This window comes from Pinisolibacter sp. DMC100 (assembly GCF_056313705.1).
Window position 1 is genome coordinate 920,314 of record NZ_JBQUZT010000001.1, and the last position, 25,936, is coordinate 946,249.

At 69.0% G+C, this 25,936-nt stretch carries 23 protein-coding genes; 9 read left to right on the plus strand and 14 right to left on the minus strand.

Features of this window, described 5'->3' with window-relative positions; all coding sequences use genetic code 11:
• Position 1: 1 nt before the first annotated feature.
• The gene (locus tag ACT541_RS04265) at positions 2-829 is read right to left on the minus strand and encodes a Cof-type HAD-IIB family hydrolase (protein WP_476134527.1); all 828 of its coding nucleotides are present in this window, start codon (positions 827-829) and stop codon (positions 2-4) included.
• A gap of 430 nt (positions 830-1,259) precedes the next feature.
• On the opposite strand from ACT541_RS04265, the gene tal reads away from it, so the two are divergent.
• Positions 1,260-2,216 (plus strand): transaldolase, encoded by a 957-nt coding sequence (gene tal, locus ACT541_RS04270; RefSeq protein ID WP_476134528.1) that lies wholly within the window; start codon positions 1,260-1,262, stop codon positions 2,214-2,216.
• Positions 2,217-2,409: 193 nt separating this feature from the next.
• On the opposite strand, the gene ACT541_RS04275 is transcribed toward tal, so the two are convergent.
• The 3 genes from ACT541_RS04275 to ACT541_RS04285 are packed head-to-tail and all read right to left on the minus strand — an operon-like array spanning position 2,410 to position 6,186.
• On the minus strand, positions 2,410-3,816 hold the full coding sequence (locus ACT541_RS04275; RefSeq protein ID WP_476134529.1) for an L-fucose/L-arabinose isomerase family protein: 1,407 nt from the start codon (positions 3,814-3,816) through the stop codon (positions 2,410-2,412).
• Positions 3,817-3,847: 31 nt separating this feature from the next.
• Positions 3,848-4,549, minus strand: a complete 702-nt coding sequence (gene araD, locus ACT541_RS04280; RefSeq protein ID WP_476134530.1) for an L-ribulose-5-phosphate 4-epimerase AraD — start codon at positions 4,547-4,549, stop codon at positions 3,848-3,850.
• A gap of 11 nt (positions 4,550-4,560) precedes the next feature.
• The gene (locus ACT541_RS04285; RefSeq protein ID WP_476134532.1) at positions 4,561-6,186 is read right to left on the minus strand and encodes a ribulokinase; all 1,626 of its coding nucleotides are present in this window, start codon (positions 6,184-6,186) and stop codon (positions 4,561-4,563) included.
• Between the two features lie 295 nt (positions 6,187-6,481).
• Between ACT541_RS04285 and araC the strand changes: the two genes are divergently transcribed.
• Positions 6,482-7,408: an arabinose operon transcriptional regulator AraC gene (araC, locus tag ACT541_RS04290; protein WP_476134533.1), complete on the plus strand. Its 927-nt coding sequence runs from the start codon at positions 6,482-6,484 to the stop codon at positions 7,406-7,408.
• Here araC and ACT541_RS04295 read toward each other — a convergent pair.
• Positions 7,318-8,358: a LysR family transcriptional regulator gene (locus ACT541_RS04295; RefSeq protein ID WP_476134535.1), complete on the minus strand. Its 1,041-nt coding sequence runs from the start codon at positions 8,356-8,358 to the stop codon at positions 7,318-7,320. The genes araC and ACT541_RS04295 overlap by 91 nt on opposite strands.
• A gap of 667 nt (positions 8,359-9,025) precedes the next feature.
• On the opposite strand from ACT541_RS04295, the gene chvE reads away from it, so the two are divergent.
• From chvE to ACT541_RS04325, 6 genes are all read left to right on the plus strand, one after another.
• Complete coding sequence (gene chvE, locus ACT541_RS04300) at positions 9,026-10,093, plus strand: multiple monosaccharide ABC transporter substrate-binding protein (protein ID WP_476134537.1); 1,068 nt, start codon at positions 9,026-9,028, stop codon at positions 10,091-10,093.
• A 157-nt stretch (positions 10,094-10,250) separates the two neighbouring features.
• Positions 10,251-11,786: a multiple monosaccharide ABC transporter ATP-binding protein gene (mmsA, locus tag ACT541_RS04305; protein WP_476134539.1), complete on the plus strand. Its 1,536-nt coding sequence runs from the start codon at positions 10,251-10,253 to the stop codon at positions 11,784-11,786.
• Complete coding sequence (gene mmsB, locus ACT541_RS04310; protein WP_476134540.1) at positions 11,783-12,994, plus strand: multiple monosaccharide ABC transporter permease; 1,212 nt, start codon at positions 11,783-11,785, stop codon at positions 12,992-12,994. The genes mmsA and mmsB overlap by 4 nt, the downstream gene beginning before the upstream one ends.
• 79 nt (positions 12,995-13,073) lie before the next feature.
• Positions 13,074-14,249, plus strand: a complete 1,176-nt coding sequence (gene galK, locus ACT541_RS04315) for a galactokinase (protein ID WP_476134542.1) — start codon at positions 13,074-13,076, stop codon at positions 14,247-14,249.
• Positions 14,246-15,286, plus strand: a complete 1,041-nt coding sequence (locus ACT541_RS04320) for a UDP-glucose--hexose-1-phosphate uridylyltransferase (RefSeq protein WP_476134544.1) — start codon at positions 14,246-14,248, stop codon at positions 15,284-15,286. Before galK ends, ACT541_RS04320 begins: the two co-directional genes overlap by 4 nt.
• Before the next feature lie 401 nt (positions 15,287-15,687).
• A complete protein-coding gene (locus ACT541_RS04325) occupies positions 15,688-16,437 on the plus strand; it encodes a sulfite exporter TauE/SafE family protein (RefSeq protein ID WP_476134546.1) in 750 nt (249 codons plus the stop codon).
• On the opposite strand, the gene ACT541_RS04330 is transcribed toward ACT541_RS04325, so the two are convergent.
• From ACT541_RS04330 to ACT541_RS04365, 8 genes are all read right to left on the minus strand, one after another.
• A complete protein-coding gene (locus ACT541_RS04330) occupies positions 16,438-17,454 on the minus strand; it encodes an alpha-hydroxy acid oxidase (RefSeq protein ID WP_476134547.1) in 1,017 nt (338 codons plus the stop codon).
• A 74-nt stretch (positions 17,455-17,528) separates the two neighbouring features.
• The gene (locus ACT541_RS04335) at positions 17,529-18,341 is read right to left on the minus strand and encodes an energy transducer TonB (RefSeq protein ID WP_476134549.1); all 813 of its coding nucleotides are present in this window, start codon (positions 18,339-18,341) and stop codon (positions 17,529-17,531) included.
• Complete coding sequence (exbD, locus tag ACT541_RS04340; RefSeq protein WP_476134551.1) at positions 18,338-18,808, minus strand: TonB system transport protein ExbD; 471 nt, start codon at positions 18,806-18,808, stop codon at positions 18,338-18,340. The genes ACT541_RS04335 and exbD overlap by 4 nt, the downstream gene beginning before the upstream one ends.
• A 5-nt stretch (positions 18,809-18,813) precedes the next feature.
• A complete protein-coding gene (gene exbB / locus ACT541_RS04345) occupies positions 18,814-19,593 on the minus strand; it encodes a tonB-system energizer ExbB (RefSeq protein ID WP_476134553.1) in 780 nt (259 codons plus the stop codon).
• Between the two features lie 10 nt (positions 19,594-19,603).
• Positions 19,604-20,287, minus strand: coding sequence for a Fe2+-dependent dioxygenase (locus ACT541_RS04350; RefSeq protein WP_476134555.1), 684 nt, complete (start codon positions 20,285-20,287; stop codon positions 19,604-19,606).
• Between the two features lie 93 nt (positions 20,288-20,380).
• On the minus strand, positions 20,381-22,747 hold the full coding sequence (locus ACT541_RS04355; RefSeq protein WP_476134557.1) for a TonB-dependent receptor: 2,367 nt from the start codon (positions 22,745-22,747) through the stop codon (positions 20,381-20,383).
• Positions 22,748-23,152: 405 nt separating this feature from the next.
• The gene (gene hemP, locus ACT541_RS04360) at positions 23,153-23,314 is read right to left on the minus strand and encodes a hemin uptake protein HemP (protein WP_476134558.1); all 162 of its coding nucleotides are present in this window, start codon (positions 23,312-23,314) and stop codon (positions 23,153-23,155) included.
• Positions 23,315-23,645: 331 nt separating this feature from the next.
• Positions 23,646-24,125 carry a MarR family winged helix-turn-helix transcriptional regulator gene (locus tag ACT541_RS04365; RefSeq protein ID WP_476134559.1) on the minus strand — a complete coding sequence of 160 codons (480 nt, stop codon included), beginning with the start codon at positions 24,123-24,125 and terminating at the stop codon, positions 23,646-23,648.
• Positions 24,126-24,348: 223 nt separating this feature from the next.
• Between ACT541_RS04365 and ACT541_RS04370 the strand changes: the two genes are divergently transcribed.
• Positions 24,349-24,780, plus strand: a complete 432-nt coding sequence (locus ACT541_RS04370; protein WP_476134561.1) for an organic hydroperoxide resistance protein — start codon at positions 24,349-24,351, stop codon at positions 24,778-24,780.
• Positions 24,781-24,787: 7 nt separating this feature from the next.
• On the opposite strand, the gene ACT541_RS04375 is transcribed toward ACT541_RS04370, so the two are convergent.
• Complete coding sequence (locus ACT541_RS04375) at positions 24,788-25,891, minus strand: AraC family transcriptional regulator (RefSeq protein WP_476134562.1); 1,104 nt, start codon at positions 25,889-25,891, stop codon at positions 24,788-24,790.
• Positions 25,892-25,936 lie beyond the last annotated feature (45 nt).

The following is a 25,936-nucleotide window of genomic DNA, read 5'->3' on the forward strand; positions in this document are numbered from 1 at the left end:
CTCAGGCGATCATCCGTCGCATCACCGCGGCGATGTCGTCGCCGTCGTTGTCGCCGATGATCTCGTCGGCGACCGCCTTGAGGCCATCGGCGGCATTGCCCATGGCGACGCCGTGGCCGACGGCGGAGATCATCGTCACGTCGTTGAGATTGTCGCCGAAGGCGAGGATCTCGTCGGCGGCGATGCCCTTGGCGGCGGCCCATTCGATCAGCCGCGGGCCCTTGGAGGCGCCCGCCACCATCACGTCGAAACGGTCGATCCACGACGCCTCGATGTTGAAGCCCTCGAAGGTCCCGGCCTCGGCGCGCCACGCGGCGAGCACGTCCGGATCGGGCGACGAGACGACGACCTTCCAGACCAGCGGCGCCGCGGCGATTGCCGCCTCGAAGTCGGGGATCTGCTCGAGCCGCGGCCGGATCGGCTCGGGGAAGCTCGAAGCCCAGGCCGAGAGCCCGTCGAGATGCGGCGTCGCCACCTCGTAGGTCATGGCGTCGCGCAGGTAGACCAGCATGTGGACGCCGCGGCGACGGCAGAGCGCCACCATCCGCCGCGCCTGATCCTTGGCCATCGGCTCGCCGACCACCGGTCGACCCTCGGCGAAGTCCCAGACATAGGTGCCGTTGCAGCAGATCGCCGGATTGTCGAGCCCGAGCTCGGCATGGAGCGGCCGCGTCAGCACGTGATGGCGGCCGGTCACCACCACCACCTCGACCCCCGCCGCGCGCGCCCGTGCCACCGCCTCGCGCGTGCTGTCGCGGAACCGTCCGGCGCCGTCGAGCGAGGTGCCGTCGAGATCGAGCGCCACCAGTCTGATCGTCTTACCCGTCATGAAGTCTCGTCCTTCCCCAATCGTCGGCGCCCATTGGACGAAAGTCGCATGTCGCGCGCCCGGCGTCGAGACGTCCGGACGCGCGGCTCGCCCGCGCGGGGCGATCAGCAGGATGTTCCATGGAAAAGCAGGAATCACAGCGTGACTGCAAGAAATTTCTGATTTATCGTTCGGCCATTCCTTCGAATGATTCCGAGAGGATATGCGACAAAGTACCGACTGGAAAGCCCGTGGGAGGGGTTCTCCGGATGGCGTCGCGAAAGAAATTGCACGAAACTCGGACATCATCGGGAGGGGTGTCCTTTCCGATTTCGTGGTTATGCTCTCGTCGAAGGGTCGAACCGGCCGCGGCGAGGGCCGCGCAAGGTTCCCGCGTCGCCGGCGGCGATGCGAGCCCGACAAGAAGAACCCGAAGAGAAGAGCAAGACCCGTGACCAAGCTCGATTCCCTGCGCCGTTCCACCGTCATCGTCGCCGACAGCGGCGACGTCGAGGCGATCCGCGCCCATGCGCCGCAAGACTGCACCACCAATCCCTCGCTGGTGCTCAAGGCGGCTCTGCTGCCGACCAACGCCGAACGGGTGCGCGACGCCGTCGCCCGCGCCGTCGCCGAGGGCGGCGATGCGCCGCTCGAGCGCGCCGTCGAGTATCTGACCGTCGCCATCGGTCGCGAACTCTCGGCGATCGTCCCCGGCCGCGTCTCGACCGAGGTGCCGGCGCGCCTCTCCTTCGACACGACGGCCTCCGTCGCCGCCGCCGAGCGTCTGATCGCCCTCTACGAGGCCGCCGGCGTGCCGCGCGGCCGCATCCTGATCAAGCTCGCCGCCACCTGGGAAGGCATCCGCGCCGCCGAGATCCTGGAGAAACGCGGCATCCAGACCAACGTCACGCTGGTCTTCGGCCTGCCCCAGGCGGTCGCCGCCGCCGAGGCCGGCGCCTTCCTGATCTCGCCCTTCGTCGGCCGCATCCTCGACTGGCACGTCAAGGCCGAGGGCCGCACCTTCGCGCCGGAGAACGATCCGGGCGTCCTGTCGGTCCGCCGCATCTGGAGCTATTTCAAGAAGTTCGGCTATTCGACCGTCGTCATGGGCGCGAGCTTCCGCTCCGCCGGCGAGGTCGAGGCGCTGGCCGGCTGCGACCGCCTGACGGTGTCGCCGGCCCTGCTCGAGGAGCTCTCGGCGGCCGAAGGCGAGGTGCCGCGCCGCCTCGACGCGGCCGAGGCGGCGACGTCCGACGTCGCGCGCATCGCCGTCGACGAGGCCTCGTTCCGCTGGGCGCTCGCCACCGACCCGATGGCCAACGAGAAGCTCGCCGAAGGCCTGCGCCTCTTCAACGCCGACACCGAGAAGCTCGTCGCTCACCTCGGCACGATCGCCGCGGCGCTCTGAGCGGGTGTCTTCTTCGCGCCGCCGAATCCCGGAGAGGGGTTCGGCGGTGTTTTCGTGTCCGGACGCTCGAACTCCTCCGGATGCTGCGCACAAAAAAACGGGCGAGACCTTTCGATCTCGCCCGCCGGTCGACGGACGGCGCGCGCCGGAGGGGACAGGAGGCCGACCCTCGGCGCCGCGCCGCCGCTCCCGCTCAGACCTCGACGTATTCCACGCCGGCCAGGTCGCACCACGCCTTCCAGCGCGGGCGCACGTCGCCCAGGTGCAGGACCTGATGGTGGGTACCGCCGTTCCTCAGCCAGCCGTTCAGGCACTCGGCGACGCCGGTGTCGGGCTTGAAGAAGAAGTAGGGCATCTCGACCGTCGGCAGTTCCTCGGTGTCGAGGATCGTGCCCTGGGCGACGACGAGGCGATACTTGCCCTCGCCCGGATCGAGCAGGCTGACCAGCGTCGCCGGGCCCGGCTCGGCCATGAAGAGCACGGTCGGCGGGTTGTCGAGGCCGCCGATGCCGAGCGGGCGATCGATCAGCTTCGGCTTGCGGTCCTTGCGGGCGACCTTCCAGTTGCCCTCGCCCATGTGGCTCTGCAGCGCGGCATCGCGCTCGAAGTCCATGGCGTACATCTCGGTGAAGTGCGGATCGGGCGCGATCGACCGGGCCGCCACCATCAGCGAGGCGCAGTTGGTGTCGCCTTCGGCCGAATAGCCGTAGCCGGCCGCCATCAGGTTCGACGCCGCCATCATGTGGATCTGGCTGAAGCGCCCGTCGAAGCCGATCTCGTTGAAGTAGAGCGAGAAGGCGTCGTAGCCGCCGGCCTCGAGCAGCTTGGTGATGCCGATCTGGATCTTGGCGGCTTCCTCGAGCTGGGCCGGCTTCAGGCGCGGATCCATCTCGAAGTTCGCCCGGCAGAAGTCGAGCACGGCGTCGACCTCGGCCTGCGTCGTCTGGTTCATGTGCCAGACGATCGAGCCCATGCCGATGTGGTCGATCTGCGGACCGAGCTTGCGCATGAAGGTGTGCGGGTCGGTCAGGATGTCGCCCATGCCCGGCATGCGGCCGAAGACGGCGACCTTGGCCTGCTTCATCGCGGTGACGGTGTGGGCGGCGACCGCGAAGGTCTCGAAGGCCGCGACGAAGGCGTCGCTCTTCCAGTCGCCGGAGAAGACGGTGAACTTCTTGCCGAGACGGATCAGCGTGTTGGCCGTGTCCTGCGCGCCGTGGACACCCTGATTGTAGGTCAGGTCGCCCATGTCCCAGGCGGTCGTCACCTGCGGCTCGGGCTGGATGTTGGCGAGCATCAGCGGCAGCGAGCAGTCGCGGAAGGCGTTGACCAGCCGCAGGCCCGGCCCGTAGGTCAGCATGACGATCAGGACGCCGTCGACGCCCTCGGCGGCGAAGCCCGCCATGGTGCGTTCGATGTCGTCACGGCAGCGCACGGCGCCGGGGAAGACGACGTCGGCCACGCCCGAGAGCCGGCCGGCGACGTCACGGCCATAGGCCTCCTGCCGCTCGGTGATGCCGGGCAGCATCTTGTCGTAGAGTTCCTGCATGATGCCGAGCAGGCCGATCTTCGGCTTGCGGGTGACCACGTCGAGAGACATCGCGTGTTTCCTCGTGCTGGCGGATGGGGGATCACGAACCCTTCTTGCCCTGGCCGTACCAGGCGCCGGGGCCGTGTTTTCGCTGGTAGTGATAGTCGGAGACGTATTCTTCGACCGGACGGGCGGCGGGATCGATGGTCACCGTCGCCGTGGCGATGCGGGCGATCTCCTCGAGGAAGACGGCGTTGAGCACCGCGTCCTTCGGGCTCTTTCCCCAGGTGAACGGCCCGTGGCCGGCGACGAGCGCCATCGGCCGGGCGAGCGGATCGTCGTTGCCGAGGCGGCGGACGATGGCGTGACCGGTCTCGCCCTCGTAGTCGCGCGCCACCTCGTCCGGCGTCAGCGCCGCGGTCAGCGGCACCGAGCCGTGGCAGTAGTCGGCGTGCGTCGTGCCGAAGCACGGGATCTCGCGCCGCGCCTGCGCCCAGGCGACCGCATGGGCCGAATGGGTGTGGGCGACACCGGCGATCGTCGGGAACGCCCGGTAGAGCACCAGATGGGTGCGGGTGTCGGTCGAGGGGTTGAGATCGCCCTCGACGCGGTTGCCGTCGAGATCGACGACGACGATCTTGTCGGGCGTCAGTTCGTCGTAGGAGACGCCCGACGGCTTGATCGCCACGAGCCCACGCCCCCGGTCGATGCCGGAGACGTTGCCCCAGGTGTGGACGACGATGCCGCGTCGATCCAGTTCGAGATTGGCCTCGCAGACGGCCTTCTTCAGCTCTTCGAGCACGGTTGGCCTCCTCAGGACCGGGTGTCGGTTTCGCCGAAGCGGGCGAAGCGCTCGCGCCGCTCGTAGAGCCGGGCATAGGCGGCGACGGCGTCCGGGTTCGGCGTGTAGTCGCGCAGGATGCCGCTCTTCATCGCCTGCTTGGCGGCCTCGGCCGAGCCGTGGCAGCCGGCGGCGGTGGCGGCGAAGACCGCCGCGCCACGGGCGCAGCATTCCTCCGAGGCGACCACCGAGATCGGCCGGTTCAGCACGTCGGCGCAGGTCTGGACGACCAGCGGCGACTTCTGCGGGATGCCGCCGAGGGCGACGATCCGACGGACCTCGATGCCGCGGCTCTCGAAACGGTCGACGATGGCGCGGGTGCCGAAGGCGACCGCCTCGACCAGCGCGCGATAGACCGCCGGCGCCGAGGAGCCGAGATGCAGACCGCCGAGGATCGCCTTGACCCGCTGGTCGGCGTCCGGCGTGCGCCGGCCGTTGAACCAGTCGAGGGCGATCTCGCCCGATCCGCCGGGCGGCAGTTCGGCCGCCGCCTTCTCGAGCGAGGCGAGGAGATGCGCCGCGCGCGCGGGATCGTCGTCGCCCCAGGTGAGCAGGCGCTTGAACCAGGCGAAGACGTCGCCGAAGGAGGATTGTCCCGCCTCGAAGCCGGTGAGCCCCGGCAGCACGCTGTCGGGCACCTGGCCGCAGATGCCGTCGACCAGGATGTTGCCGACCTCGCCGGGCGGGGCGACGAGGATGTCGCAGGTCGAGGTGCCCATGACGCGGGCGAGATCATAGGGCTCGACGCCGGCGCCGACGGCGCCCATGTGGCAGTCGAAGGCGCCGACCGCGACGGCGATGCCCGCCGTCAGACCCAGCCGCTCGGCCCATTCGGCCGAGAGGCGGCCGGCTTCCGCGTCGGCGGGCAGCGGGTTCTCGAACAGCGGATAGGGCAGGGACAGCAGCAGCGGATCGAGCTTCTCCAGGAACTCGCGACCCGGCAGACCGCCCCAGCTCGGATGCCACAGCGCCTTGTGACCGGCGGCGCAGCGGCCGCGCACGATCTTGGTGTGGTCGGTGACGCCGGCGAGCACCGCCGGGATCCAGTCGCAGAACTCGACCCAGGTCGCAGCCGCCTTCGCCACGGCCGGATCGGCGCGATGGACGTGGAGGATCTTCGCCCAGAACCATTCCGACGAGTAGATGCCGCCGACGTAGCGGGTGTAGTCGGTGATCGCGCCGGAATGGCAGAGGGTGTTGATCTCCTCGGCCTCGGCGATCGCGGTGTGGTCCTTCCACAGCACGCAGAGCGCGTTGGGATTGTCGGCGAATTCGGGATGGAGGCCGAGCGCCCGACCGTCGGCGGCGAGCGGCAGCGGGCTGGAGCCGGTGGTGTCGACGCCGATGCCGACGACGCGCGCGGCTTCCTCCGGCGCGGCGCGGAAGAGACCGCGGACGGCCTCGGTCATCGCCTCGAGATGGTCGAGCGGGTGCTGGCGGTAACGACTGGTGACCGGATCGCACCACGCACCGGTCGCCCAGCGCGGATAGGCGACGACCGAGCGGCCCAGTTCCGAGCCGTCGTCGGCCGAGAAGAGAACGGCACGGACGCTGTCGGAGCCGAAGTCGAGACCGACGACGCGACGAGGATTCGACATGGACATGAGACCGATCTCCCGGTCGGCGGGAGAGCGCGATCGACCAGCAACCGTTCGGCCGGGGCAAGCCGTCGGCCCGTCGTCGCATCCTCCCGCAGCGGCCGTTTATGGCCGTTGTTGTTGTTCGAGTTGGTAGCATGGATTATAGTGGCGCCCGCTGGGTACCCACAGGGCTGATACGGCTTTTTACATGGATGATTCTGCTACGTCCTCGTCGACTTCCGCGGAAGTCGACAGCATCATTCGGCGCCTCTCCCTGCTGCGCGCGGCCGGCGACGGCAGTGTCGATCCGCAGATGGCGCCGCTGTTTCCGGGCTATCGCTTCGACACCCGTCTGGTCGCCGGCATCACGCCGATCGAACGCGACGGCCCGCTCGATTTCCCCATCGTCCGCGACGACGGCATGCGCGGCTGGATCGTCAACCTGACGGTGCGCGGCGCCGGCGAGGTCTTCGACGGAACCAGCCATTTCCGCGTCGAGACCGGCGATCTGGTGCTTCTTCCGCCCGGCGCGATCCACGACTACGGCCGTGCCGCCGATGCCGATGCCTGGTGGCATCGCTGGATCTATTTCCAGCCGCGCGCCTCATGGACGACGTGGCTTTCCTGGAAGGAGGTGCGCGGCCCCCTCTTCCTCCAGCGCGGTTCCGAACCGCGCCGCCTCGCCGAACTCGACCGGCTCTTCGCCGAGGTCGCCGCCTGGTCCGTCAACAACGACCTGTTGTCGATGGAACTGGCGATGAACGATCTCGAGAGGATCATCCTGCTGATCGCCCGCAACGATCGCGCCGAGGCGCCGGCCAATCGCTTCGACGAGCGGCTGCTGATGGCCTGCAAGTTCATCACCGACAACCTGCATCGGCCTCTGTCGGTCGCCGAGATCGCGCAGAAGGTCTGCCTGTCGCCCTCGCGCCTCGCCCATCTCTTCACCCAGACGCTCGGGCGTTCGATCCTGAAGTGGCGGGAAGAGCAGATGATTCAGTTCGCCTGCCAGCTGCTGCTGGTGTCGCCGAGCCCGGTCAAGCAGATCGCCGCTCAGGTCGGGTTCGAGGATCCGCTCTATTTCAGCCGCGTCTTCCGTCGCTACACCGGCTGCAGCCCGCGCGCCTTTCGCGGCGAACACGGCCGGCGTCACGAACGGGGGGAATGGACCGTACCGGCGGTGCGCACCGTCGCGCCGATTGGCGAAGGCACGTATTCCCGCCCGCGCACCACGTCGTAGAGGATGCGTGCCGCCGGCGACATCGGCCGACCGCGCACCGAGATGAGCCCATAGGGCTCGACCGTCAGCGGCTCGGCGAGCTCGAGGCGGACGAGATCGCCCGACCGCGCGAAGAGCTCGGCGACCGGCGAGGAGAGCGGCGCGATCGCGTCGGTGCGGCCCGCCATCACCAGCGACATCAGCACCGAGCCGGAGTTCAGCACGCGGTCGGCCGGTGGCAGGCCGTGGCGCCGCAACAGCGCTTCGATCGAGCGTCGGACCAGCGACCCGCGCGGCGGCAGAACCCATTCGCGTTCGGCGAGATCGGCCGGTGCGACGGTACCCAGTCCGGCCAGCGGATGGCCGCGACGGACCAGCAGTTCGACACTTTCCCGTCCGATTTCCTCGTATTCGAACGGTCCCGGATCGACACCCTCGGGAATGCGGGCGATGGCGAAGTCGAGCTTGGCCGCGAGGAGGCGAGCGATCAGCGTGTCCGACGTGTCGACGTCGACGGAGACCTGCAGACGGGCGAGGCGCCGCCGCGCCACGCCGACGGCCTCGGCGAGGAACTCCGCCGCCGGCGCCATCAGGGCCCCGACCGAGGCCGCGCCGCCGGTCTCCGAACGGAGCGCCTCGATCTCCTCGCCGGCATGGCCGAGTTCGGCGAGCATGGCGCGGGTGCGCCGCACCAGCGCCTCGCCGTAACGGGTCGGCTCGATGCCGCGCGGGCGGCGCTCGAACAACGGCACGCCGACGGTCTTCTCGATCTCGGACAGCATCTTCGAGGCGGCGGGCTGGGACAGTCCCATCTCCTGCGCCGCGCGATTGAGCTTGCGGTGGTCGTCGAGGGCGACGATCAGCCGGAGATGGCGCAGCTTCAGCCGCATCGTCACGAGCTGCTCGAGCGAAGGTCCGCGCGTCGCCCGGCGTCCGACGATCGCCCTGTCGATCCCGTTCACGTCGGTCATGGCCCGACCCTCCGATCCGCCCGTCGTCGCGCGATCCGCTCCCCGCGCTGGTCCGGCCGGTGCCGACCGATGCGCATATGGCATGGATGGCGCAGTTTCGACCGGGTCCAATACTCCCGCCTATCGAATGGCACGATCACGGTTACATGTCAAAACCGCAACGCATTCCCCGGGAACATGCTACCGCTCGACGAAATTCGCGAGACGAAATCTTGCGATCTCGCGATTTTCGACGAAAATGCTGCGTCGCATGGCCATCATAGTGCGTAGAGAGTTCGGTGTGGCGCGTAGGTGTAGATCGTAAGATTTCAGTTCGTCTGATATGAATCGACTCCATACATGCAATCAACAAAAACGAAACGAAAGAGGCGCGATCTTGTGGCGGATGATGGGGCTGTGATACGATGTAGCTCGATGTCATTACGTTGGAATGTTTCGTGTCGATCACTGAGGCATATCGTTTTCGATATGGATTTTATGGAACATGGAACTTGACTGTATTGGCAATCGGACTGAGGTTCGGCCTGCAAGCAAGAACGTCTCGCCGGAACCGGCGCGTACGCAACGGTCTGGGTCGTCGCCCTCACGGGCACGCTCCCGCAACGAGAACCGGAACGACGCGACAGACGGACCCGGTCGAAGGCACCGCAGTCAGGGAGACGACGCGATGCAAAAGCTCGCGAAATACGTGATCGGCACCGCCGTTGCCGCGGCCATGGGCCTCGCCGCCTTTGGCGCTTCCGCCGCCGACAAGTACGTCGGCGTGTCCATGCCGACCAAGTCCTCGGCCCGTTGGATCGACGACGGCAACAACATGGTCAAGTATCTGGAGGCCAAGGGCTACAAGGCCGATCTCCAGTACGCCGACGACGACATCCCCAACCAGCTCGCTCAGATCGAGAACATGGTGACCAAGGGCGTCAACGTCCTCGTCATCGCCGCCATCGACGGCACGACCCTGACCGATGCTCTGCACAAGGCGCACGAGAAGGGCGTCAAGATCATCGCCTACGACCGCCTCATTCGGAACTCGCCGGACGTCGACTACTACGCGACCTTCGACAACTTCCAGGTGGGCGTCATCCAGGGCGGCTACATCGAACAGGCGCTCGGCCTCAAGGAAGGCAAGGGTCCGTTCAACATCGAGTTGTTCGGCGGCTCGCCGGACGACAACAACGCCTACTTCTTCTACAACGGCGCGATGTCGGTGCTGAAGCCCTACATCGACTCGAAGAAGCTCGTGGTGCAGTCCGGCCAGTTGGGCATGGACAAGGTCTCGACCCTGCGTTGGGACGGCGCCGTCGCCCAGGCCCGCATGGACAACCTGCTCTCCGCCTTCTACACCAAGAAGCGTGTCGACGCGGTCCTGTCGCCCTACGACGGCCTGTCGATCGGCATCCTGTCGTCGCTCAAGGGCGTCGGCTACGGCACCAAGGACCAGCCGCTTCCGGTCGTCACCGGCCAGGACGCGGAAGTCCAGTCGATGAAGTCGATCCTCGCCGGCGAGCAGCGCTCGACCGTCTTCAAGGACACCCGCGAACTCGCCAAGGTCGCGGTCTCCATGGTCGACGCGGTCCTCACCGGTACCCAGCCGCAGATCAACGACACCAAGACCTACGACAACGGCAAGAAGGTGGTTCCCTCCTACCTGCTGAAGCCGGTCAGCGTCGATGCGACCAACTGGAAGCAGATCCTGGTCGACAGCGGCTACTACAAGGAAAGCCAGATCAAGTGATCGGCTCCCGATCGGCCGGCCGGGGTTCGCTCCGGCCGGTCTCCGTCGCCGCCGCGCTCGTCGAAGGCGGGGCGTTCGTCCCGAAGGTGCCGGGACGAGAGGGCGAAGATGCCCCCGCCGGCACCGTCGGTCCCGGGTTTCGACGAGGAGGTCGCCGATGACCCCCATTCTCGAGATGCGCCACATCACCAAGACGTTCCCGGGCGTGAAGGCGCTCTCCGACGTCAATCTCGAGGTGATGCCGGGCGAGATCCATGCTCTGGTCGGTGAGAACGGCGCCGGCAAGTCGACCCTCATGAAGGTCCTGTCGGGGGTCTATCCCGTCGGTTCCTACGAGGGCGACATCGTCTACGAGGGCGAGGTCCGCCGTTTCGCCTCGATCGCCGACAGCGAGAAGGTCGGCATCATCATCATCCATCAGGAACTGGCGCTGGTGCCGCTCCTCTCGATCGCCGAGAACATCTTCCTCGGCGCCGAGCCCGGGCGTTTCGGCATCGTCGACCATTTCGAGGCCGCCCGCCGCACCGGCGAACTCCTCAAGAAGGTGGGCCTGCGCGAACATCCCTCGCGCATCGTCGGCGACCTCGGCGTCGGCAAGCAGCAGCTGGTCGAGATCGCCAAGGCGCTGTCGAAGGAGGTCCGCCTCCTCATCCTCGACGAGCCGACGGCGAGCCTCAACGAGGCCGATTCCGACGCGCTGCTCGATCTCCTGCTCGAGTTCAAGCAGCACGGCATCGCCTCGATCCTGATCAGCCACAAGCTCAACGAGGTCTCCCGCGTCGCCGACCGCATCACCATCCTGCGCGACGGCACCACGGTGGAGACGCTCGACTGCTCCGGCGGGCGCGCCGACGAGGACCGCATCATCCGCGGCATGGTCGGACGCGAGATCACCGACCGCTATCCCAAGCGCACGTCGCACGTCGGCGAGGTGCTGCTCGAGGTTTCCGACTGGACGGTCGACGACCCGATCATTCCGGGCCGGCGGATCTCCAAGTCGGTGTCGATCGAGGTCCGCAAGGGCGAGGTGGTCGGCATCGCCGGCCTGATGGGCGCCGGGCGCACCGAATTCGCCATGAGCCTGTTCGGCCGCTCCTACGGCCGCTGGGTCAAGGGCAAGGCCAGGCTCGACGGCCGCGAGATCGACGTCTCGTCGGTGTCGCGGGCGGTCGATGCCGGCATCGCCTATGCCACCGAGGACCGCAAGACCTACGGTCTGGTGCTCGGCCAGGACATTCGCGAGAACACCGTCATGGCCAACATGAAGGGTGTGTCGAGCCGCGGCGTCCTCGATGCCGTCGCCTCGATCGGCGTCGCCGAGGACTATCGCAAGTCGATGCGCATCCGCTGCCGCAACATCTTCCAGGAGACGCTCGACCTGTCGGGCGGCAACCAGCAGAAGGTGGTGCTCGCCAAGTGGCTGTTCGCCGATCCGCAGGTGCTGATCCTCGACGAGCCGACGCGCGGCATCGACGTCGGCGCCAAGTACGAGATCTACGGCATCATCAACAAGCTGGTTGCCGAAGGCCGCGGTGTTCTGCTCATCTCTTCCGAGATGCCGGAACTGCTCGGCATCGCCGATCGCATCTACGTCATGGACGAGGGCGCGGTGGTGGCCGAGATGCCGGCCCGAGACGCTTCACAAGAAAAGATCATGAGGGCGATCATGTCGTCCCGGGAGTTGGCCCGATGAGCACCGAAACCCTCGACCGCCCGCAGGAGCCCCACCACGCCCCCGAGGGCACCTCGCTCCTGACCTTCATCTCGAGGAACATGCGCGAGTACGGCATCCTGATGTCGCTCGTGTTCATCATGGTCTTCTTCCAGTGGATGACCAACGGCACGCTGTTCCAGCCGCTGAACCTCACCAATCTGGTGCTGCAGAATTCCTACGTCGTCATCATGGCGCTGGGCATGCTGCTGGTGATCGTCGCCGGCCACATCGACCTGTCGGTCGGCTCGGTCGTCGGCTTCATCGGCGCGCTCGCCGCCACCATGATGGTGACCTGGGGCATCGACCCGGTGACGACGACCATCGTCAGCCTCGCTGCCGGTGCACTGATCGGCGCGGCCCAGGGCTGGTTCGTCGCCTACATGCACATCCCGTCCTTCATCGTGACGCTGGCGGGCATGCTGGTGTTCCGCGGCCTGTGTCTGGCGCTGCTCGCCGGTCAGTCGGTCGGCCCCTTCCCGGTCGCCTTCCAGCGCCTGTCGTCGGGCTTCATCCCCGACGTCTTCGGCGTTCCGGGCCTCCATGTCCTGACGATCGTGCTGGCGGTGGCGACCGCCGCGATCCTCGTCTTCAACGCCATCCGCGACCGTGCCAAGCGCCGGCACTTCGGCGTCGAGGTCGAGCCGGGCGTGGTGTTCTGGGGCAAGCAGGCGGCGCTCGCCGCCGCACTGATCGCCATCGGCTGGCAGATGTCGACCTACAAGGGTCTGCCGAACGTCCTGATCGTGATGTTCGTGCTGATCGTCTTCTATGCCTTCGTCACCCAGCACACGACGATCGGCCGCCGCATCTACGCGCTCGGCGGCAACGAGAAGGCGGCCCGCCTGTCGGGCATCGACACCCGCAGGCTGACCTTCTACACCTTCGTCAACATGGGCATGCTGGCGGGCCTCGCCGGCCTCGTCTTCGCCGCGCGCCTCAACACCGCGACGCCGAAGGGCGGCGTGTCGTTCGAGCTCGACGTCATCGCGGCCTGCTTCATCGGCGGCGCCTCGGCGACCGGCGGCGTCGGCAAGGTGACGGGCGCGGTGATCGGCGCCTTCATCATGGGCGTGATGAACAACGGCATGTCGATCCTCGGCATCGGCATCGACTGGCAGCAGGTCATCAAGGGCCTGGTCCTGCTCGCCGCCGTGTTCTTCGACGTCTACAACAAGGTCAAGCGCTGAAGCCCCGCGCCTCGGCCTGCCCCTCGACCCACCCCGCGCGGCACCGCCCGCGCGGGGTTCTTCCGCCGGGAGACCCTGCATGATCGTCTTCGGCGAGATCGCCGCCGACTTCACCGCCCGTTTCGGCCGGCCTCCGCGCGTCTTCCGCGCCCCCGGCCGCGTCAACCTGATCGGCGAGCACACCGACTACAACGACGGCTTCGTCATGCCGGCGGCGCTGGAACACGCGACCGCGGTCGCCATCGCCCCGCGTGCCGATCGCACCATCGTCGTCCATTCGCGCCGCAACGGCGAGACGGCGACGCTCGATCTCGACGCCGGGCCGATCGTCCCGCGTCGCGACTGGACGGACTACGTCTTCGGCGTCGCCCGCATGCTGGAAGAGGCCGGCCACCGCCTGACCGGCTGCGACCTGACGCTGACCTCGACCGTGCCGATCGGCTCGGGGCTGTCGTCTTCCGCCGCGCTGGAAGTCGCGACCGTCCGCGCGCTCGCCGCCGTCTCGGGTCTGGAGATCGGCAAGATCGAGGCGGCGAAGATCGCCCAGAAGGCCGAGAACGAACACGTCGGCATGCGTTGCGGCATCATGGACCAGTATGCCGCGAGCTGCGGCGTCGCCGGCCACGCGCTCCTCATCGACTGCCGCAGCCTCGAGGCGCGCCCCGTCGCGATCGATCCGGGCAGCCGCATCGTCATCGCCAATTCGATGGTCCACCACGTGCTCGCCGGCGGCGGCGAATACAACGCCCGCCGCGCCTCCTGCGAGGCCGGCGTGCGCCTGCTCGCCCCCGTCCTCGGCCATCCGGTCACGGCGCTGCGCGACGTGACGATCGCCGAACTCGAGGCCCACCGCGGCCTCTTCGACGACGAGACCTACCGCCGCTGCCGCCACATCGTCACCGAGAACGACCGGGTGCTCGCGGCGGAAGCGGCCGCGAAGATCGGCGACGTCGCCCGCTTCGGCGCGTTGATGGACGCCTCGCACGTCTCGATGCGCGACGATTTCGAGATCTCCTGCGCCGAGGTCGACGTGATGGTCGATCTCGCCCGCGCCCTTCCCGGCGTCCACGGCGCCCGCATGACCGGCGGCGGCTTCGGCGGCTGCACCGTGTCGCTGGTCGCGGTGGAAGCGGTCGAGGCCTTCGCCGCGACGCTGAAGACGGCCTATCGCGCCGCGACCGGTATCACCTGCGACGTCTTCGCCTGCGCGCCCGGTGCCGGTGCCGGCGAGATCCACGAGGGGGGCCCCGCGTGACCAAGCCCGACGCACCGCACCGCCGCTTCAATCCGCTGACCGGCGACTGGGTCCTGGTCTCGCCCCACCGCACCCAGCGGCCCTGGCAGGGCCAGATGGAGGCGGTGGCGGTCGACGCCATGCCGGCGCACGACCCGACCTGCTACCTCTGCCCCGGCAACACGCGCGCCGGCGGCATCGCCAATCCCGCCTACGACGGCACCTTCGTCTTCGACAACGACTTCGCCGCGCTGCTGCCCGACACCGCGGCCGGTCCCGCCTCGAGCGACGATCTCCTGATCGCCGAGCCCGAGAGCGGCCTCTGCCGCGTCGTCTGCTTCTCGCCGCGCCACGACGTGACTCTGGCGCGCATGTCGGTCGCCGACATCACCCGCGTGGTCGAGACCTGGCAGGCCCAGGTCGCCGAACTCGGTGCCCGCGACGACATAACCTCGGTGCAGATCTTCGAGAACCGCGGCGCGGTGATGGGCTGTTCCAACCCGCATCCCCACGGCCAGATCTGGGCGAGCCGGCACCTGCCGAACGAGCCGGCCAAGGAGGACGAGCGCCAGCGCGCGTGGTTCGCGACGCACGGCCGGCCGCTGCTCTCCGACTATCTCGCGCGCGAGTTGGCCGAGGGCACCCGCATCGTCCACGCCAACGATCGCTTCGTCGTGCTGGTGCCGTTCTGGGCGGTCTGGCCCTTCGAGACCATGGTCCTGCCGCGCCGGCCGATCGCCGGCTTCGACGACTTCGAGCCGGGCGATGCCGAAGCGCTCGCGGAAGCCTTGCGGGCGATCACCGTGCGCTACGACAATCTCTTCCGCACCTCCTTCCCCTATTCGATGGGCTTCCACCAGAAGCCGCTCGACGGGCGAGACCATCCGGAATGGGTGATGCATGCCCATTTCTACCCGCCGCTGCTCAGGTCGGCGACGGTGAAGAAGTTCATGGTCGGCTTCGAGATGCTCGGTTCGCCCCAGCGCGACATTACGGCGGAAGCCGCCGCCGAACGGCTGCGGGCGGTCTCCGCGGAGCATTTCCTCGGGGACCTCTGAGGGGGCGGCGGCCGGGGCCAGGCGTTCGGGCCCCTCCCTATCGCTGAGGGGAATTCTGCCGAATGCGGCCGAGCCGAGTTCGACACCGTGCGCGATGCTTCGAGACGGGCGTCTTCGACGCCCTCCTCAGCATGAGGCGTTTGTTCTCGTTTCGAAGATTGAAAGTGCCTCATCCTGAGGAGCGCCGTAGGCGCGTCTCGAAGGATCGCGCAGGGACGTCGATCCGCGCCTCTACGGGAACGACGCAAAGGTTCCCTCTCGGGTAGATGGGGCGCTCCTCGCCATGCTGCGAACATCGTCGCTGCGCCGCTTCCGTCCCGCTTGACCCCGCCGTCGCGTCCGGTCAGTTTCGTCGCCCGCGCGGGCGAATGACCCGCCGTCAGTCGGGGCACGCATCGACCATGAACGACCTCGTGATCGTCGCCGCCGCCGGCCTCCTCGGCGGTGCCATGAACGCCATCGCCGGGGGCGGCTCCTTCGTCACCCTGCCGGCACTGGTCGCCGTCGGCGTGCCGGCGCTGCAGGCGAACGCCACCTCGACCGTCGCCCTGGTGCCCTCGGCGCTCGCCACCGCCTACGCCTATCGCGGCGATCGACTGGGCTTCGAGAGCGTGTCGATGAAGACGATGATCGCGGTGTCGATCGTCGGCGGCATCATCGGCGCTGTGCTGCTGACGGTGACGTCGCAGCGCTTCTTCGATGCGATCTTCCCCTTCCTGCTGCTCTTCGGCGTCACCGTCTTCGCCTTCGGCCGCAGGCTCGGCGACTGGCTGCGCACCCGGATCGACGTCCATCCGCATGCCCTGCCGGTCGCCCAGTTCTTCCTCGGCGTCTACGGCGGCTATTTCGGCGGCGCCGTCGGGGTGATGATGCTGGCGACCTGGTCGGTGCTGACGACCGCCTCGATCAACACGATGCAGGCGACCCGCCACATCCTCAACGCCTCGATGAACGCCACCGCCTCGATCCTCTTCGTGGCGACCGGTCTCGTCCACTGGCACGAGATGGCGGCGCTCTTGATCGGCGCCACGGTCGGCGGCTGGGTCACCGGCCATTTCGGCCGCCGCCTCGATCCCGCCGTGGCGCGCATCGTCATCACCTGCCTCAACGCGGTGATCGTCGCCGTGGTCTTCTGGAAGCGCTTCGCCTGATCAGGGCCGCGGCCGACCGGCCAGGGCGATCGTCACGGCATATTCCTCGCCCAGCGTCGTCAGCGCATGGGCGACGCCGAGCGGCCCGCCCGCCGCCAGCGCCTCGGCGATCGGCCGGCCGACCATCACCGCGTCGGCGCCGCGCGCGAGCGCCGTCCACACGTCCGAGCCGCGGCGGATGCCGCCGTCCATCAGGACGGTCGCGCCGTCGCCGAGACGTTCGCGGATCGGCGCCACCCGATCGAGCGCGGCGGGTGCGGCGTCGAGCACCCGGCCGCCGTGGTTGGAGACGACGACGCCCACGGCCCCCGACGCCATCGCCCGCACGGCGTCGTCTGCATGCAGAATACCCTTGAGGATCACCGGAAGCCGCGTCCGTGCGGCGATCCGCTCGACGTCGGCCCAGGTGGGCCTGTGCGCGAGCAGCGCCGCGATCCCGTCGCCGCCGGCGGTATCGGGCGGCTGAGCCCCCGCGAGATTGGCCGGCGCCAGATCCGCCGGCAGGCGGAAGCCCGCCCGCTGCTCGACGTTCCGAATGCCGAAGACCGGCGCGTCGACGGTGATCACCAGCGCCTCGTATCCCGCCGCCTCGGCCCGGGCGACGAGATCGTCGGTCACCCCGCGATCGGGCTGGACATAGAGCTGGAACCACTGGCCGCCGCCGTCACGCGCCTCGGCGATGTCCTTGAGGCTCAGCGTCGCCAGCGTCGAGGCCACGAAGACCGTGTCGACCGCCGCGGCGGCCATCGCCGTGGCGCGTTCGGCGAGCGGGTGGAAGAGCCCCTGATGGGCGACCGGCGCCACCAGGACGGGAAAGGCGATCCGCCGGCCGAGGAGCACTGTCCCCGTGTCGGCGACGCGGTCGTCGAGGAGGAGGCGCGGCACGATCTCGGCGCGGGCGAAGGCCTCGCGGTTGCGGCGTGCGGCGTGGCCGTCGCCGGCGTGTCCCGCGAGATAGGCCCAGCGGTCGGGCGGCAGGGCGGCGCGGGCGTGGTCCGTCCAGTCGTCGAGCGCCACGACGCCTTCCGGCACCCGTCCGAAGACATCGGCGTCGTCAGGCGCCGCCGGAGCGGCGGGGGAGGCCGCGCCGCTCACGATTTCAGCCGATAGCGGATCGGCACGACCACCTCGACCCGCTCCATCAGGAAGTTCGCCGGCAGCGCCGGCAGAGGGGAGGCACGATCGACGAGATCGAGCGCGGCGCGATCGAGCGTCGCCGTGCCGCCGGAGCGGTGCAGCCGCCGCGCCACCACCCGGCCGTCGCGGCCGATGGTGATCGCCACCTGCACGTCGCCCTCGTCGCCGGCGGCGCGCGCCTCGCGCGGATAGCTCTTGTGACGGCCGAGATGCGCCATCACCGCCTTGGTCCAGGAGGCCGGCGTCGGCGGTGCCTCGCGCACGCTGCCTTCCGCCGGCGCGGCGGTCACCGAAGCGGTCTGGTCCATGGCGGAAGGGGCGGCGGCGGCCTGCGAGGCGGCGCTGTCGGCGGCGCTCTCGGTGGGTTTCATCGCCTCCGTCGTCTGCTGCTCGGCGGCGTCCTCGGTGCGTTCGACGGTCTTCTTCTCGGACAGGAGCAGTTCGGGATCGTCGGGCCGGGCGGTCGAGGCGTCGGTTTCCGGCAGGTCGTCGGTCGACTTGGCGGAGAGCGATTCCTTCACCTCCGGCGTCGACTGTGCGGCCTCCGCCTCCGCCGCCTCGGCCTCGCTGTCGGAGCGCTCGGCGGCGGCGACGGTGTCGGCGAACTCGGCGATCATCTGTACGCCCTCGTCCTCGAAGACCTGTTCGGCGCGGCCGAAGACCGCGAGGCTCGCCCCGGCCGGCGCGACGTGGAGCGCGATCGCCGCCAGCGCGCCGAGGATCAGGCGACGTCGATGGTCCGGATCGGCGAGCAGCGTCTCGCTCACGGCGTCGTCCCTCCGCTCGACGGTACGGCCGGCGGCGCCGCGACCGAGCTGCCCTCGGTGCCGACCAGGGCCAGCTTGAGGAAGCCGGCAGCCCGCAGCATGTTCATCAGCCGCGTCACCTCGCCGTAGGGCACCGCCTTGTCGGCGCGCACGAAGATGCGCTTTCCGTGGTCGAATCCGGTCGCCCGGCCGAGTGCCAGTTCGAAACCCTCGGCCGAGACGGTCTCCTCGCCGATCAGCACCGAGAGGTCGGTCTTCATCGTCACGAAGACCGGCTTGTCGGGCCGGGGCTCCGGCTTGGCGGTGGAGACGGGAAGATCGACGGGGGCGTCGACCGTGGAGAGCGGCGCCGCCACCATGAAGATGATCAGCAGCACCAGCATCACGTCGATGAAGGGCGTGACGTTGATCTCCGACATCTCGCCGAGATGATCGTCGCCGCCGGAAGGAAGGAGCCCGCCCGCCATCGCCGTCACTCCGCCGCGCGTGCCAGCGGGCACGCGGCTGCGCCGCGGTCGAGTTCGCGCGACAGGATGCGGCGCACCGCGGCGCCGGCATCGGCGACGGCGTTGCGGTGGAGGCCGACGGCGCGCACCAGCCGATTGTAGAGCACGACCGCCGGGATCGCCGCGACGAGGCCGATCGCCGTGGCGAAGAGCGCCTCGGCGATGCCCGGGGCGACGACCGCGAGATTGGTGGTCTGCGCCTTGGCGATGCCGACGAAGGAATTCATGATGCCCCAGACCGTGCCGAACAGGCCGACGAAGGGGGCGGTCGAGCCGACCGTGCCGACGAGGCCGACGCCCGAGGAGATCCGCGCCGCGACCGCCGCCTCGATACGGGCGAGCCGCGAGGCGACGCGCTCCTCGAGCCCGGCGCGATCGACCGTCTCGCCCGAGAGCTCGATCTCGCGGGCGACCGCGTCGAGCATGGCGCGGCCCGGTCCGCGGTCGGCGCCGAGCGCCGCGGCGGCATCGGCGAGACGCGGTGCGCGGGTCAGCGCCTCGATCGTCTCGGCGACATGGGCATTGGCGGCGCGCAGCTCCAGCATCTTGGCGACGAAGATGGTCCAAGAGAGCAGCGAGGCGGCGAAGAGCACGCCCATCACCGTCTTCACCACCCAGTCGGCGCCGAGGAACATGGCGAGCGGCGACAGATCGGCCGTGCCGGTCGCCGCCGAGGCGGGGCCGGCGAAGACGCCGATCAGCGCGGCTACGGCGCCGAACAGCGGCAGGCGGGGGATGAGCGTCATGGGTGCCTCCTCAGGTCTCGGCCCAGCGGCGCACGAGGTTGTGGTAGACGAAGGACAGCCTGAGCGCATGGGGATCTCCCTCGCCGTGGGTCTCGCGCAGATCCTGGATCACCTGATCGAGGTCGTAGAGCAGCGTCCGCTCGCCCTCGTCACGGACGAGGCTCTGGGTCCAGAAGAAGGAACAGACGCGCTCGCCCGCCGTCACCGGCGTCACCTCGTGCAGCGAGGTCGAAGGGTAGACGATCGCCGAGCCGGCCGGCAGCTTGGCGGCCTGCGCCCCGAACGGCGTCTCGATCGTCAGTTCGCCGCCTTCGTATTCGTCCGGCTCGGAGAAGAAGACGGTGGTCGACACGTCGGTGCGGATGCGCGTGGCGCTGCCCGGCGCGTTGCGGATGGCGTTGTCGACGTGGATGCCGAAGTGCTCGCCGCCGCGATAGGCGTTGAACATCGGCGGCAGGATGCGGAGTGGCAGCGCCGCCGAGAGGAAGGTCGGCGAGCGATGCAGCGCGGCGAGCACCAGTTCGCCGATCTCGATCGCGTCGACCGAGGTCGGATCGAGCTGGCGATTGTTCTTCACGATCGCCGAGATCGGCCCGGCCGTGGTCAGTCCGTCGACCCACATCGCCTTGGCGAGGCGGTCGCGACACCACGCGACCTCGTCGGGCGTCAGCAGATCGGGAATGGTGATCAGCATCGTCTTCCATCCTGCCTGGGGCCATCGGTTCGGCCCGTGGGTGAAGAGAGGGGATGACGGCGAGCGGGGCGGCCCGTCGTCATCCGGGGGCGCTCAATATTTGACGTTGAGCGACAGATAGGCGGCACGACCCGGCGCGATGTGGGCGTATTGCGCCGCGTTCTCGTAGGGCGTCTCGTAGAGAACCGTGTCGAAGACGTTGTTGACGTTGGCCTTGAGCGTCATGTTCGGGCGGATCTTCCACTCCGCCATCAGGTCGAAGCGCCAGCCGCCCGGCACCGACCACGCTGCCTCCGCCAGCGTGCCGCCGTAGACCGCGCTCTTGTAGGTGGCGCCGCCGCCGACGGAGATGCCGTCGAAGATCTCGTACTTGGAGAGCACGTTGAAGGTCTGGTGGGCGTTGCGGCCGAGCCGCTTGCCGACGTTCGAGGCGTTCGCCGACTTGGTCACTTCCGAGTTCATGAAGACCGCACCGCCGAAGATCGACCAGCGTTCGGTGATGTTGCCGGCGACGTTGAACTCGACGCCCTGGACCGTGTAGGCGCCGGAGCTCGCCCAGCGATTGTTGACCGACTCGCGCGCGTTGTCCTTCTCGGTGCGGAAGAGCGCGGCCGAGGCGAGCAGCTTCCTGTCGAAGAACTGCCACTTGGTGCCGACCTCGTAGGAGCGGTTGAGCTCCGGCGGCAGCACCGAGGTCGCCGCGTCGATGCCGCCGTAGGAGGCGGACGACACGTCGAGTTCGGCGCCGATCGGGTTCGACGAGGTGCCGAAGGCGGCATAGACGTTGGCGTTCGACCAGAACTGCCAGGTGAGGCCGGCGTTCCAGTTGAGGAGCGTGTCGTGCCGCGAGATCGTGCCGTCGCGATCGACCGAATAGTCGTCGATGCGGGCGCCGAGATCGAGCTTCCAGCGGTCGGTCAGGTCGATTGCGTCGGAGAGATAGAGGCTGCGGGTGTCGATGCCGACGACGCCCTGCCGCGTCACCGGATAGCCGACCGCCGGGACGATGCCGGAGAAGTCGACGTTGTTGACGTTGGTGTAGGAGAAGCGGTTGATGCCCTCCGTCGCGCCGGCGCAGGTCGTCGTCACGCCGGTCGAGCCGATGGTGCAGCCGACCGTGCCCATGAAGAGATGCTCGCGCGAGATCTCGGTACCGGCGACCACGGTGTGCTTCATGCCGAAGGCGTCGAAGGTGACCTTGAGATCGTTGGTCATCGCGACCGACTCGTTCTCGCGATAGGAGGTCGCGGTCGACGAGTTGCCGGCGAGCGTCGTGGCGTTGGTGGCGCCGGGCTTGGCGACGACCAGCGAATATTCCGAGGTCGCGGCGCGCAGACGGTTGGTCCACAGCACGCTGTCGGAGATCTGCACCTCGGTCTTGGCCGAGACGATGTCCTGACGGTTCTTCAGCCAGTCGCGGTCGGGCAGGCCGAAATAGGTGTCCCGGTTGACGCCGAACTCGGTCACCGGCTTGTTGGTGCCGGCCATGAAGGGCACGCCGTAGTCCGGCAGCTGGTCGATGTCGAGGTGATACCAGTCGATCGTCGTCTTGAACGTGTCGTTCGGCCGGATGGTCGCCGCGATCAGGCCGCCCCAGCGATCGTCGCGACCGTACTTGCGGCCGGCGACCTCCGCCTTCTGCCACATGCCGTCGGCACGGATGGCGAAGGCGTCGGAGATCTTCTTGTTGACGTCGATCTCGACGCGCCGGGTCTGGTCGGTGCCGACGGTCGTCGTCGCCTCGTAGTGATCGGCGAAGAAGGGCTTCTTGGTCTCGATGTTGACGGCGCCGCCGGCGGTGCCGCGGCCGGCGACGGTCGCCGAGGGACCCTTGAGGATCTCCATCTGTTCGGTGGCGAAGTTCTCGCGAACCGCCACGCCGGCGTCGCGCTGGCCGTCGACGAAGACGTCGTTGCGGGCGTCGAAGCCGCGGATGAAGATGCGGTCGCCGAAGGGGTTGCCGCCTTCGCCCGAGCCCAGCGTGATGCCGGCGGTGGTGCGCACGAGCTCGCGGAACGAGGTCGCCGCCTTGTCCTCCATCACCTCCTTGGGGATGGCGACGATGGTGCGCGGCGTCTCGGCGATCGGCCGAACCAGCTTGGAGTTGGTCGACGTGTTGATCTTCCAGGGCGCGCCCGGCTCGGCATTGGGATTGCTGCCGCCGGCGCCTGCCACCGGCGTCGGTGCGGGAGCGGCCGGCGTCGGCGCCGCGGCCTGCGGCGCGGCCGGTGCCGGACGGGTGGCGGCGGCCTTCTTCTTCGGCGGCGCCTTCTTGGTCTCCTTCGACGCCTCGACGGTCAGCGCCGGCAGTTCCTGCGGCGCGCTCTGCGCCTGCGCGCCGCCTGCGATCGCCACCATCGTGGCGACGGCGACCGGCACCGCGATCTCGGGCCGCGAGACGGCGCGCGGCGCCGCCAGCCGCGCCCTCAGGGACGCGGGAGAAAGAACCTGATTGCTCATGACGTGAATACTGCCCCCCAAAGCGCGAGCACGTGGCTCGCCGTCCATGGTCGGGCGGCACGAGGCACCCGACCCTGCGATCGATCGGAAGCGGGGCGCGATGCGCGCTCCGCCGACGACGCTCGATCTTGGGTGGCTGGACGGACCGTCCGTGGGCTGCCTGGTCGAGTGATGGTAATGATAATCAGTCGCAAAATCGTGTCAAGCGACTCTTCGCACTTGCGAATTGGACAGGTCGGTCGCGATGCGCCGCCCCTGCCGGCGGAGGCCTCCGGTCGACGCCGAAGAGGTGCGTCGAGGCCGTGCGCGATGCTTCGAGGAGGTCCGCCCGGCAAGGAGGCGCCTTTCCCGCGTCTCGCCCGGCCGCCCCCGCGACCGGCCTGCGAGGCCGCTCCCGCGCGGGCGTCACTTGGTGAGGATCAGGCGATTCTGTGCGGTGATCCGCAGGCGGTAGAGCTGTTCGTCGTGGCGGATCAGCGCCTCGCGGCCCGTCCCGACCAGTTTCTCGATCGGCCAGACCGGCGGTGCGGCGCGGCGTTCGTCTTCGGTGTCCGGTGGTGCCTGCATGCCCCCTCCTCGTGCGACGCGACGATCGGCCCCCCGGCCGTCCCCGTGCATGATCTCGTGACCAGTATTGCAAATGCGACCGACTCGCAAGAGTTCGAGGCGCATGACAGGGGGAGAGGGCGGCGATCGCTTGGAGGGGAGGCGGGGAGGGGCGACGGGAACGGGGCGTGGCGTAGGGGCGGGGTGTAGGGAGTGGGGAAGAGGCGTGCGGGGTGTGGCGAAGAGCCGGCCGGCGCCGGGCGCGGCGCGAACGGGGTTGCCATGCGATCCGGGTGTGTGATCGCCCTGTCCCGGTGTCCCGGTGTCCCGGTGTCCCGGTGTCCGCGCCGGCTCAGACCGTCTCGGTCGCCCGTTCGAGATTGGCACGCAGGCGGCGCATGTCGCCGGCGATGCGTTCGATCTCCGAAAGGCTCATGCCCGTCGCCTCGACGATGCAGCGCATCACCTCGCCGCGGGCCTCCGCGAGGGCGCGGCCCTTGTCGGAGAGCGACACCAGCACGCGGCGCTCGTCCTCGACCGCCCGGCGGCGCACCACCAGATCCATCGCCTCGAGCCGCTTCAGGAGCGGCGTCAGCGTGTTGGTGTCGAGCGACAGCCGTTCGCCGAGCCGACCGACGGCGACGCCGTCCTCCTCCCACAGCGCCACCATGACGAGATACTGCGGATAGGTCAGCCCCAGGCGCTCCAACGGCCGTTTGTAGGCGCGGTTGAAGGCGAGCCCCGTCGCATAGACGGCGAAGCAGAGGAAGTCGTCGAGACCCGGCAGGCGGGCGCAGGCGGCGTCAGAAGCGGAAACGGTGCGTTCGGTCATGAGTTCAATATAAATCGCACGCGATATGATCGCAAGCTTGACATCTCGTCGCGGCGGGTCTATCTCGGACAAAGATCGCACACGATACAATCGTTGGCGATGAGAATTGGAACCGACGGCGGACACGTGAGCGTGACGTCGTCGCCCCTTGTCCCGGCCCGTCGCCGTTCGACATCGAACGGGCGGGCACCCGAACCGATCCCGACGAAAGAGGAGAAGACCCATGTCCGTCGATGCGAAGTACACCACTACGGCCACGGCGAGCGGCGGCGGCCGCGACGGCAGGACGGCACTGGCCGACGGCACCCTGGCCTTCGATCTGGTGGTGCCGAAGGAACTCGGAGGCCCCGGCGGCGACGGCGCCAACCCGGAGAAGCTCTTCGCGCTGGGCTATTCCGCCTGCTTCCTCGGCGCGCTCCGCGTCGGTGCGCAGCAGTTGAAGACCAAGCTGCCGGAAGGCACCACCGTCACCGCCACCATCGGCATCGGCCCGCGCTCGGAAGGCGGCTTCGGCATCACCGCCGCGCTCGACGTGCTTCTCCCCGGCATGCCGGCGGACGAGGCGGCGAAGCTGGTCGAAGTGACCCACGGCATCTGCCCCTATTCCAACGCCATCCGCGCCTCGGTGCCGGTGCCGACCACCACCCGCGGCTGATCGGCGCTCACGCCTCACGCCCCGGCGCCCGCCCCGCGACCTCGCGGCGGAAGGCGCCGGGGCTCTTGCCCGTCCACTTGCGGAAGGCGCGGTGGAAGGCGCTCGGCTCGGCGAAGCCGAGGTCGCCGGCGATCTCCGCGACGCCGCGGCCCGTCGTCGTCAGCGCCGCGATCGCACGTTCGCGGCGAATGTCGTCGCGCACCGTGTTCCAGCTCTGCCCCTCCTGGCGCAGCCGATGGCGCAGCGTCGAGGGCGACATCCGCATCGCCCGCGCCGTCGCCTCGAAATCCGGCCAGGCGCTGGGCGGCAGGGCCCTGAGCTTCGCCCGGACCTGGGCGACGACGCCGGCGTCGTAGCGATAGCGCACCAGCAGATTGGCGGGCGCGGCGCGCAAAAACTGTTTCAACGCCTTCTCCGACCGATCGATCGGCAGCGCCAGATGCCGCGCGTCGAAGGCGATGCGGCTCACCGGTCGGCCGAAGTCGACCGGCGCGCCGAAGAACTGGCGATAGTCGGCGACGCCCGCCGGCTCGGCGCAGCGGAAGTCGACGAGCCGCAACGGGATGCGCCGCCCGACCAGCCAGCACAGGATGCCGTGCAGCACGATCCAGAAGGTGCGATAGGCGAAGGCGGTGCGTGGCCCACCGGCGTCGTGCAGGATCACCTGCGCCAGCCCGTCGGCGACGACGAGCTCGCCGCGCGGATCCTCGAGCAGCACGGCGAGGAAACGGAGAGCCCGCCGCAGGGCGCGCTCCAGCGTGCCCGTGTCGCGCAGCGCGTGGCACAACATGACGAAGCTGCCCGGCCGCATCGCCCGCGCGCCGAGGCCGAAGAACTCGTCGTCCATGGCGGCGGCGAGCGCCAGCCACATCCGCCCATAGGCCTCCGCCGACACCGGCTCGTCGACTCGGGCCGGCAATCCCGCGGCCTCGAGCACCGGGGCGGTCGGCAGGCCCTTGCGGCGCAGCGCCTCGAGCGCCTCCTCGACGAAGCTCGGCCGGATCATCCGCCGTTCGGCATTCTCGGACATCGTCGCCCCCGCGGCGCCGTCTCGCGCGGCGCTTTCCGCGACATGGTAAAACCGCCGGCGAAATCTCGCCAGTCGGGTCATCGACGGCCATGTCGCCCGGGTGTTCGATCGCATCGACGACGGGCG

What these genes read in the sequence shown, in the direction of transcription:
- ACT541_RS04370 (WP_476134561.1), top strand. Translation starts at nt 24,349, where the DNA reads ATGTCCGTCGATGCGAAGTACACCACTACGGCCACGGCGAGCGGCGGC.
- chvE (WP_476134537.1), top strand. Translation starts at nt 9,026, where the DNA reads ATGCAAAAGCTCGCGAAATACGTGATCGGCACCGCCGTTGCCGCGGCC.
- galK (WP_476134542.1), top strand. Translation starts at nt 13,074, where the DNA reads ATGATCGTCTTCGGCGAGATCGCCGCCGACTTCACCGCCCGTTTCGGC.
- mmsA (WP_476134539.1), top strand. Translation starts at nt 10,251, where the DNA reads ATGACCCCCATTCTCGAGATGCGCCACATCACCAAGACGTTCCCGGGC.
- hemP (WP_476134558.1), bottom strand. Translation starts at nt 23,314, where the DNA reads ATGCAGGCACCACCGGACACCGAAGACGAACGCCGCGCCGCACCGCCG.
- ACT541_RS04355 (WP_476134557.1), bottom strand. Translation starts at nt 22,747, where the DNA reads ATGAGCAATCAGGTTCTTTCTCCCGCGTCCCTGAGGGCGCGGCTGGCG.
- exbD (WP_476134551.1), bottom strand. Translation starts at nt 18,808, where the DNA reads ATGGCGGGCGGGCTCCTTCCTTCCGGCGGCGACGATCATCTCGGCGAG.
- mmsB (WP_476134540.1), top strand. Translation starts at nt 11,783, where the DNA reads ATGAGCACCGAAACCCTCGACCGCCCGCAGGAGCCCCACCACGCCCCC.
- exbB (WP_476134553.1), bottom strand. Translation starts at nt 19,593, where the DNA reads ATGACGCTCATCCCCCGCCTGCCGCTGTTCGGCGCCGTAGCCGCGCTG.
- ACT541_RS04350 (WP_476134555.1), bottom strand. Translation starts at nt 20,287, where the DNA reads ATGCTGATCACCATTCCCGATCTGCTGACGCCCGACGAGGTCGCGTGG.
- ACT541_RS04275 (WP_476134529.1), bottom strand. Translation starts at nt 3,816, where the DNA reads ATGTCTCTCGACGTGGTCACCCGCAAGCCGAAGATCGGCCTGCTCGGC.
- ACT541_RS04285 (WP_476134532.1), bottom strand. Translation starts at nt 6,186, where the DNA reads ATGTCGAATCCTCGTCGCGTCGTCGGTCTCGACTTCGGCTCCGACAGC.
- ACT541_RS04265 (WP_476134527.1), bottom strand. Translation starts at nt 829, where the DNA reads ATGACGGGTAAGACGATCAGACTGGTGGCGCTCGATCTCGACGGCACC.
- ACT541_RS04375 (WP_476134562.1), bottom strand. Translation starts at nt 25,891, where the DNA reads ATGACCCGACTGGCGAGATTTCGCCGGCGGTTTTACCATGTCGCGGAA.
- ACT541_RS04325 (WP_476134546.1), top strand. Translation starts at nt 15,688, where the DNA reads ATGAACGACCTCGTGATCGTCGCCGCCGCCGGCCTCCTCGGCGGTGCC.
- ACT541_RS04295 (WP_476134535.1), bottom strand. Translation starts at nt 8,358, where the DNA reads ATGACCGACGTGAACGGGATCGACAGGGCGATCGTCGGACGCCGGGCG.
- araC (WP_476134533.1), top strand. Translation starts at nt 6,482, where the DNA reads ATGGCGCCGCTGTTTCCGGGCTATCGCTTCGACACCCGTCTGGTCGCC.
- ACT541_RS04365 (WP_476134559.1), bottom strand. Translation starts at nt 24,125, where the DNA reads ATGACCGAACGCACCGTTTCCGCTTCTGACGCCGCCTGCGCCCGCCTG.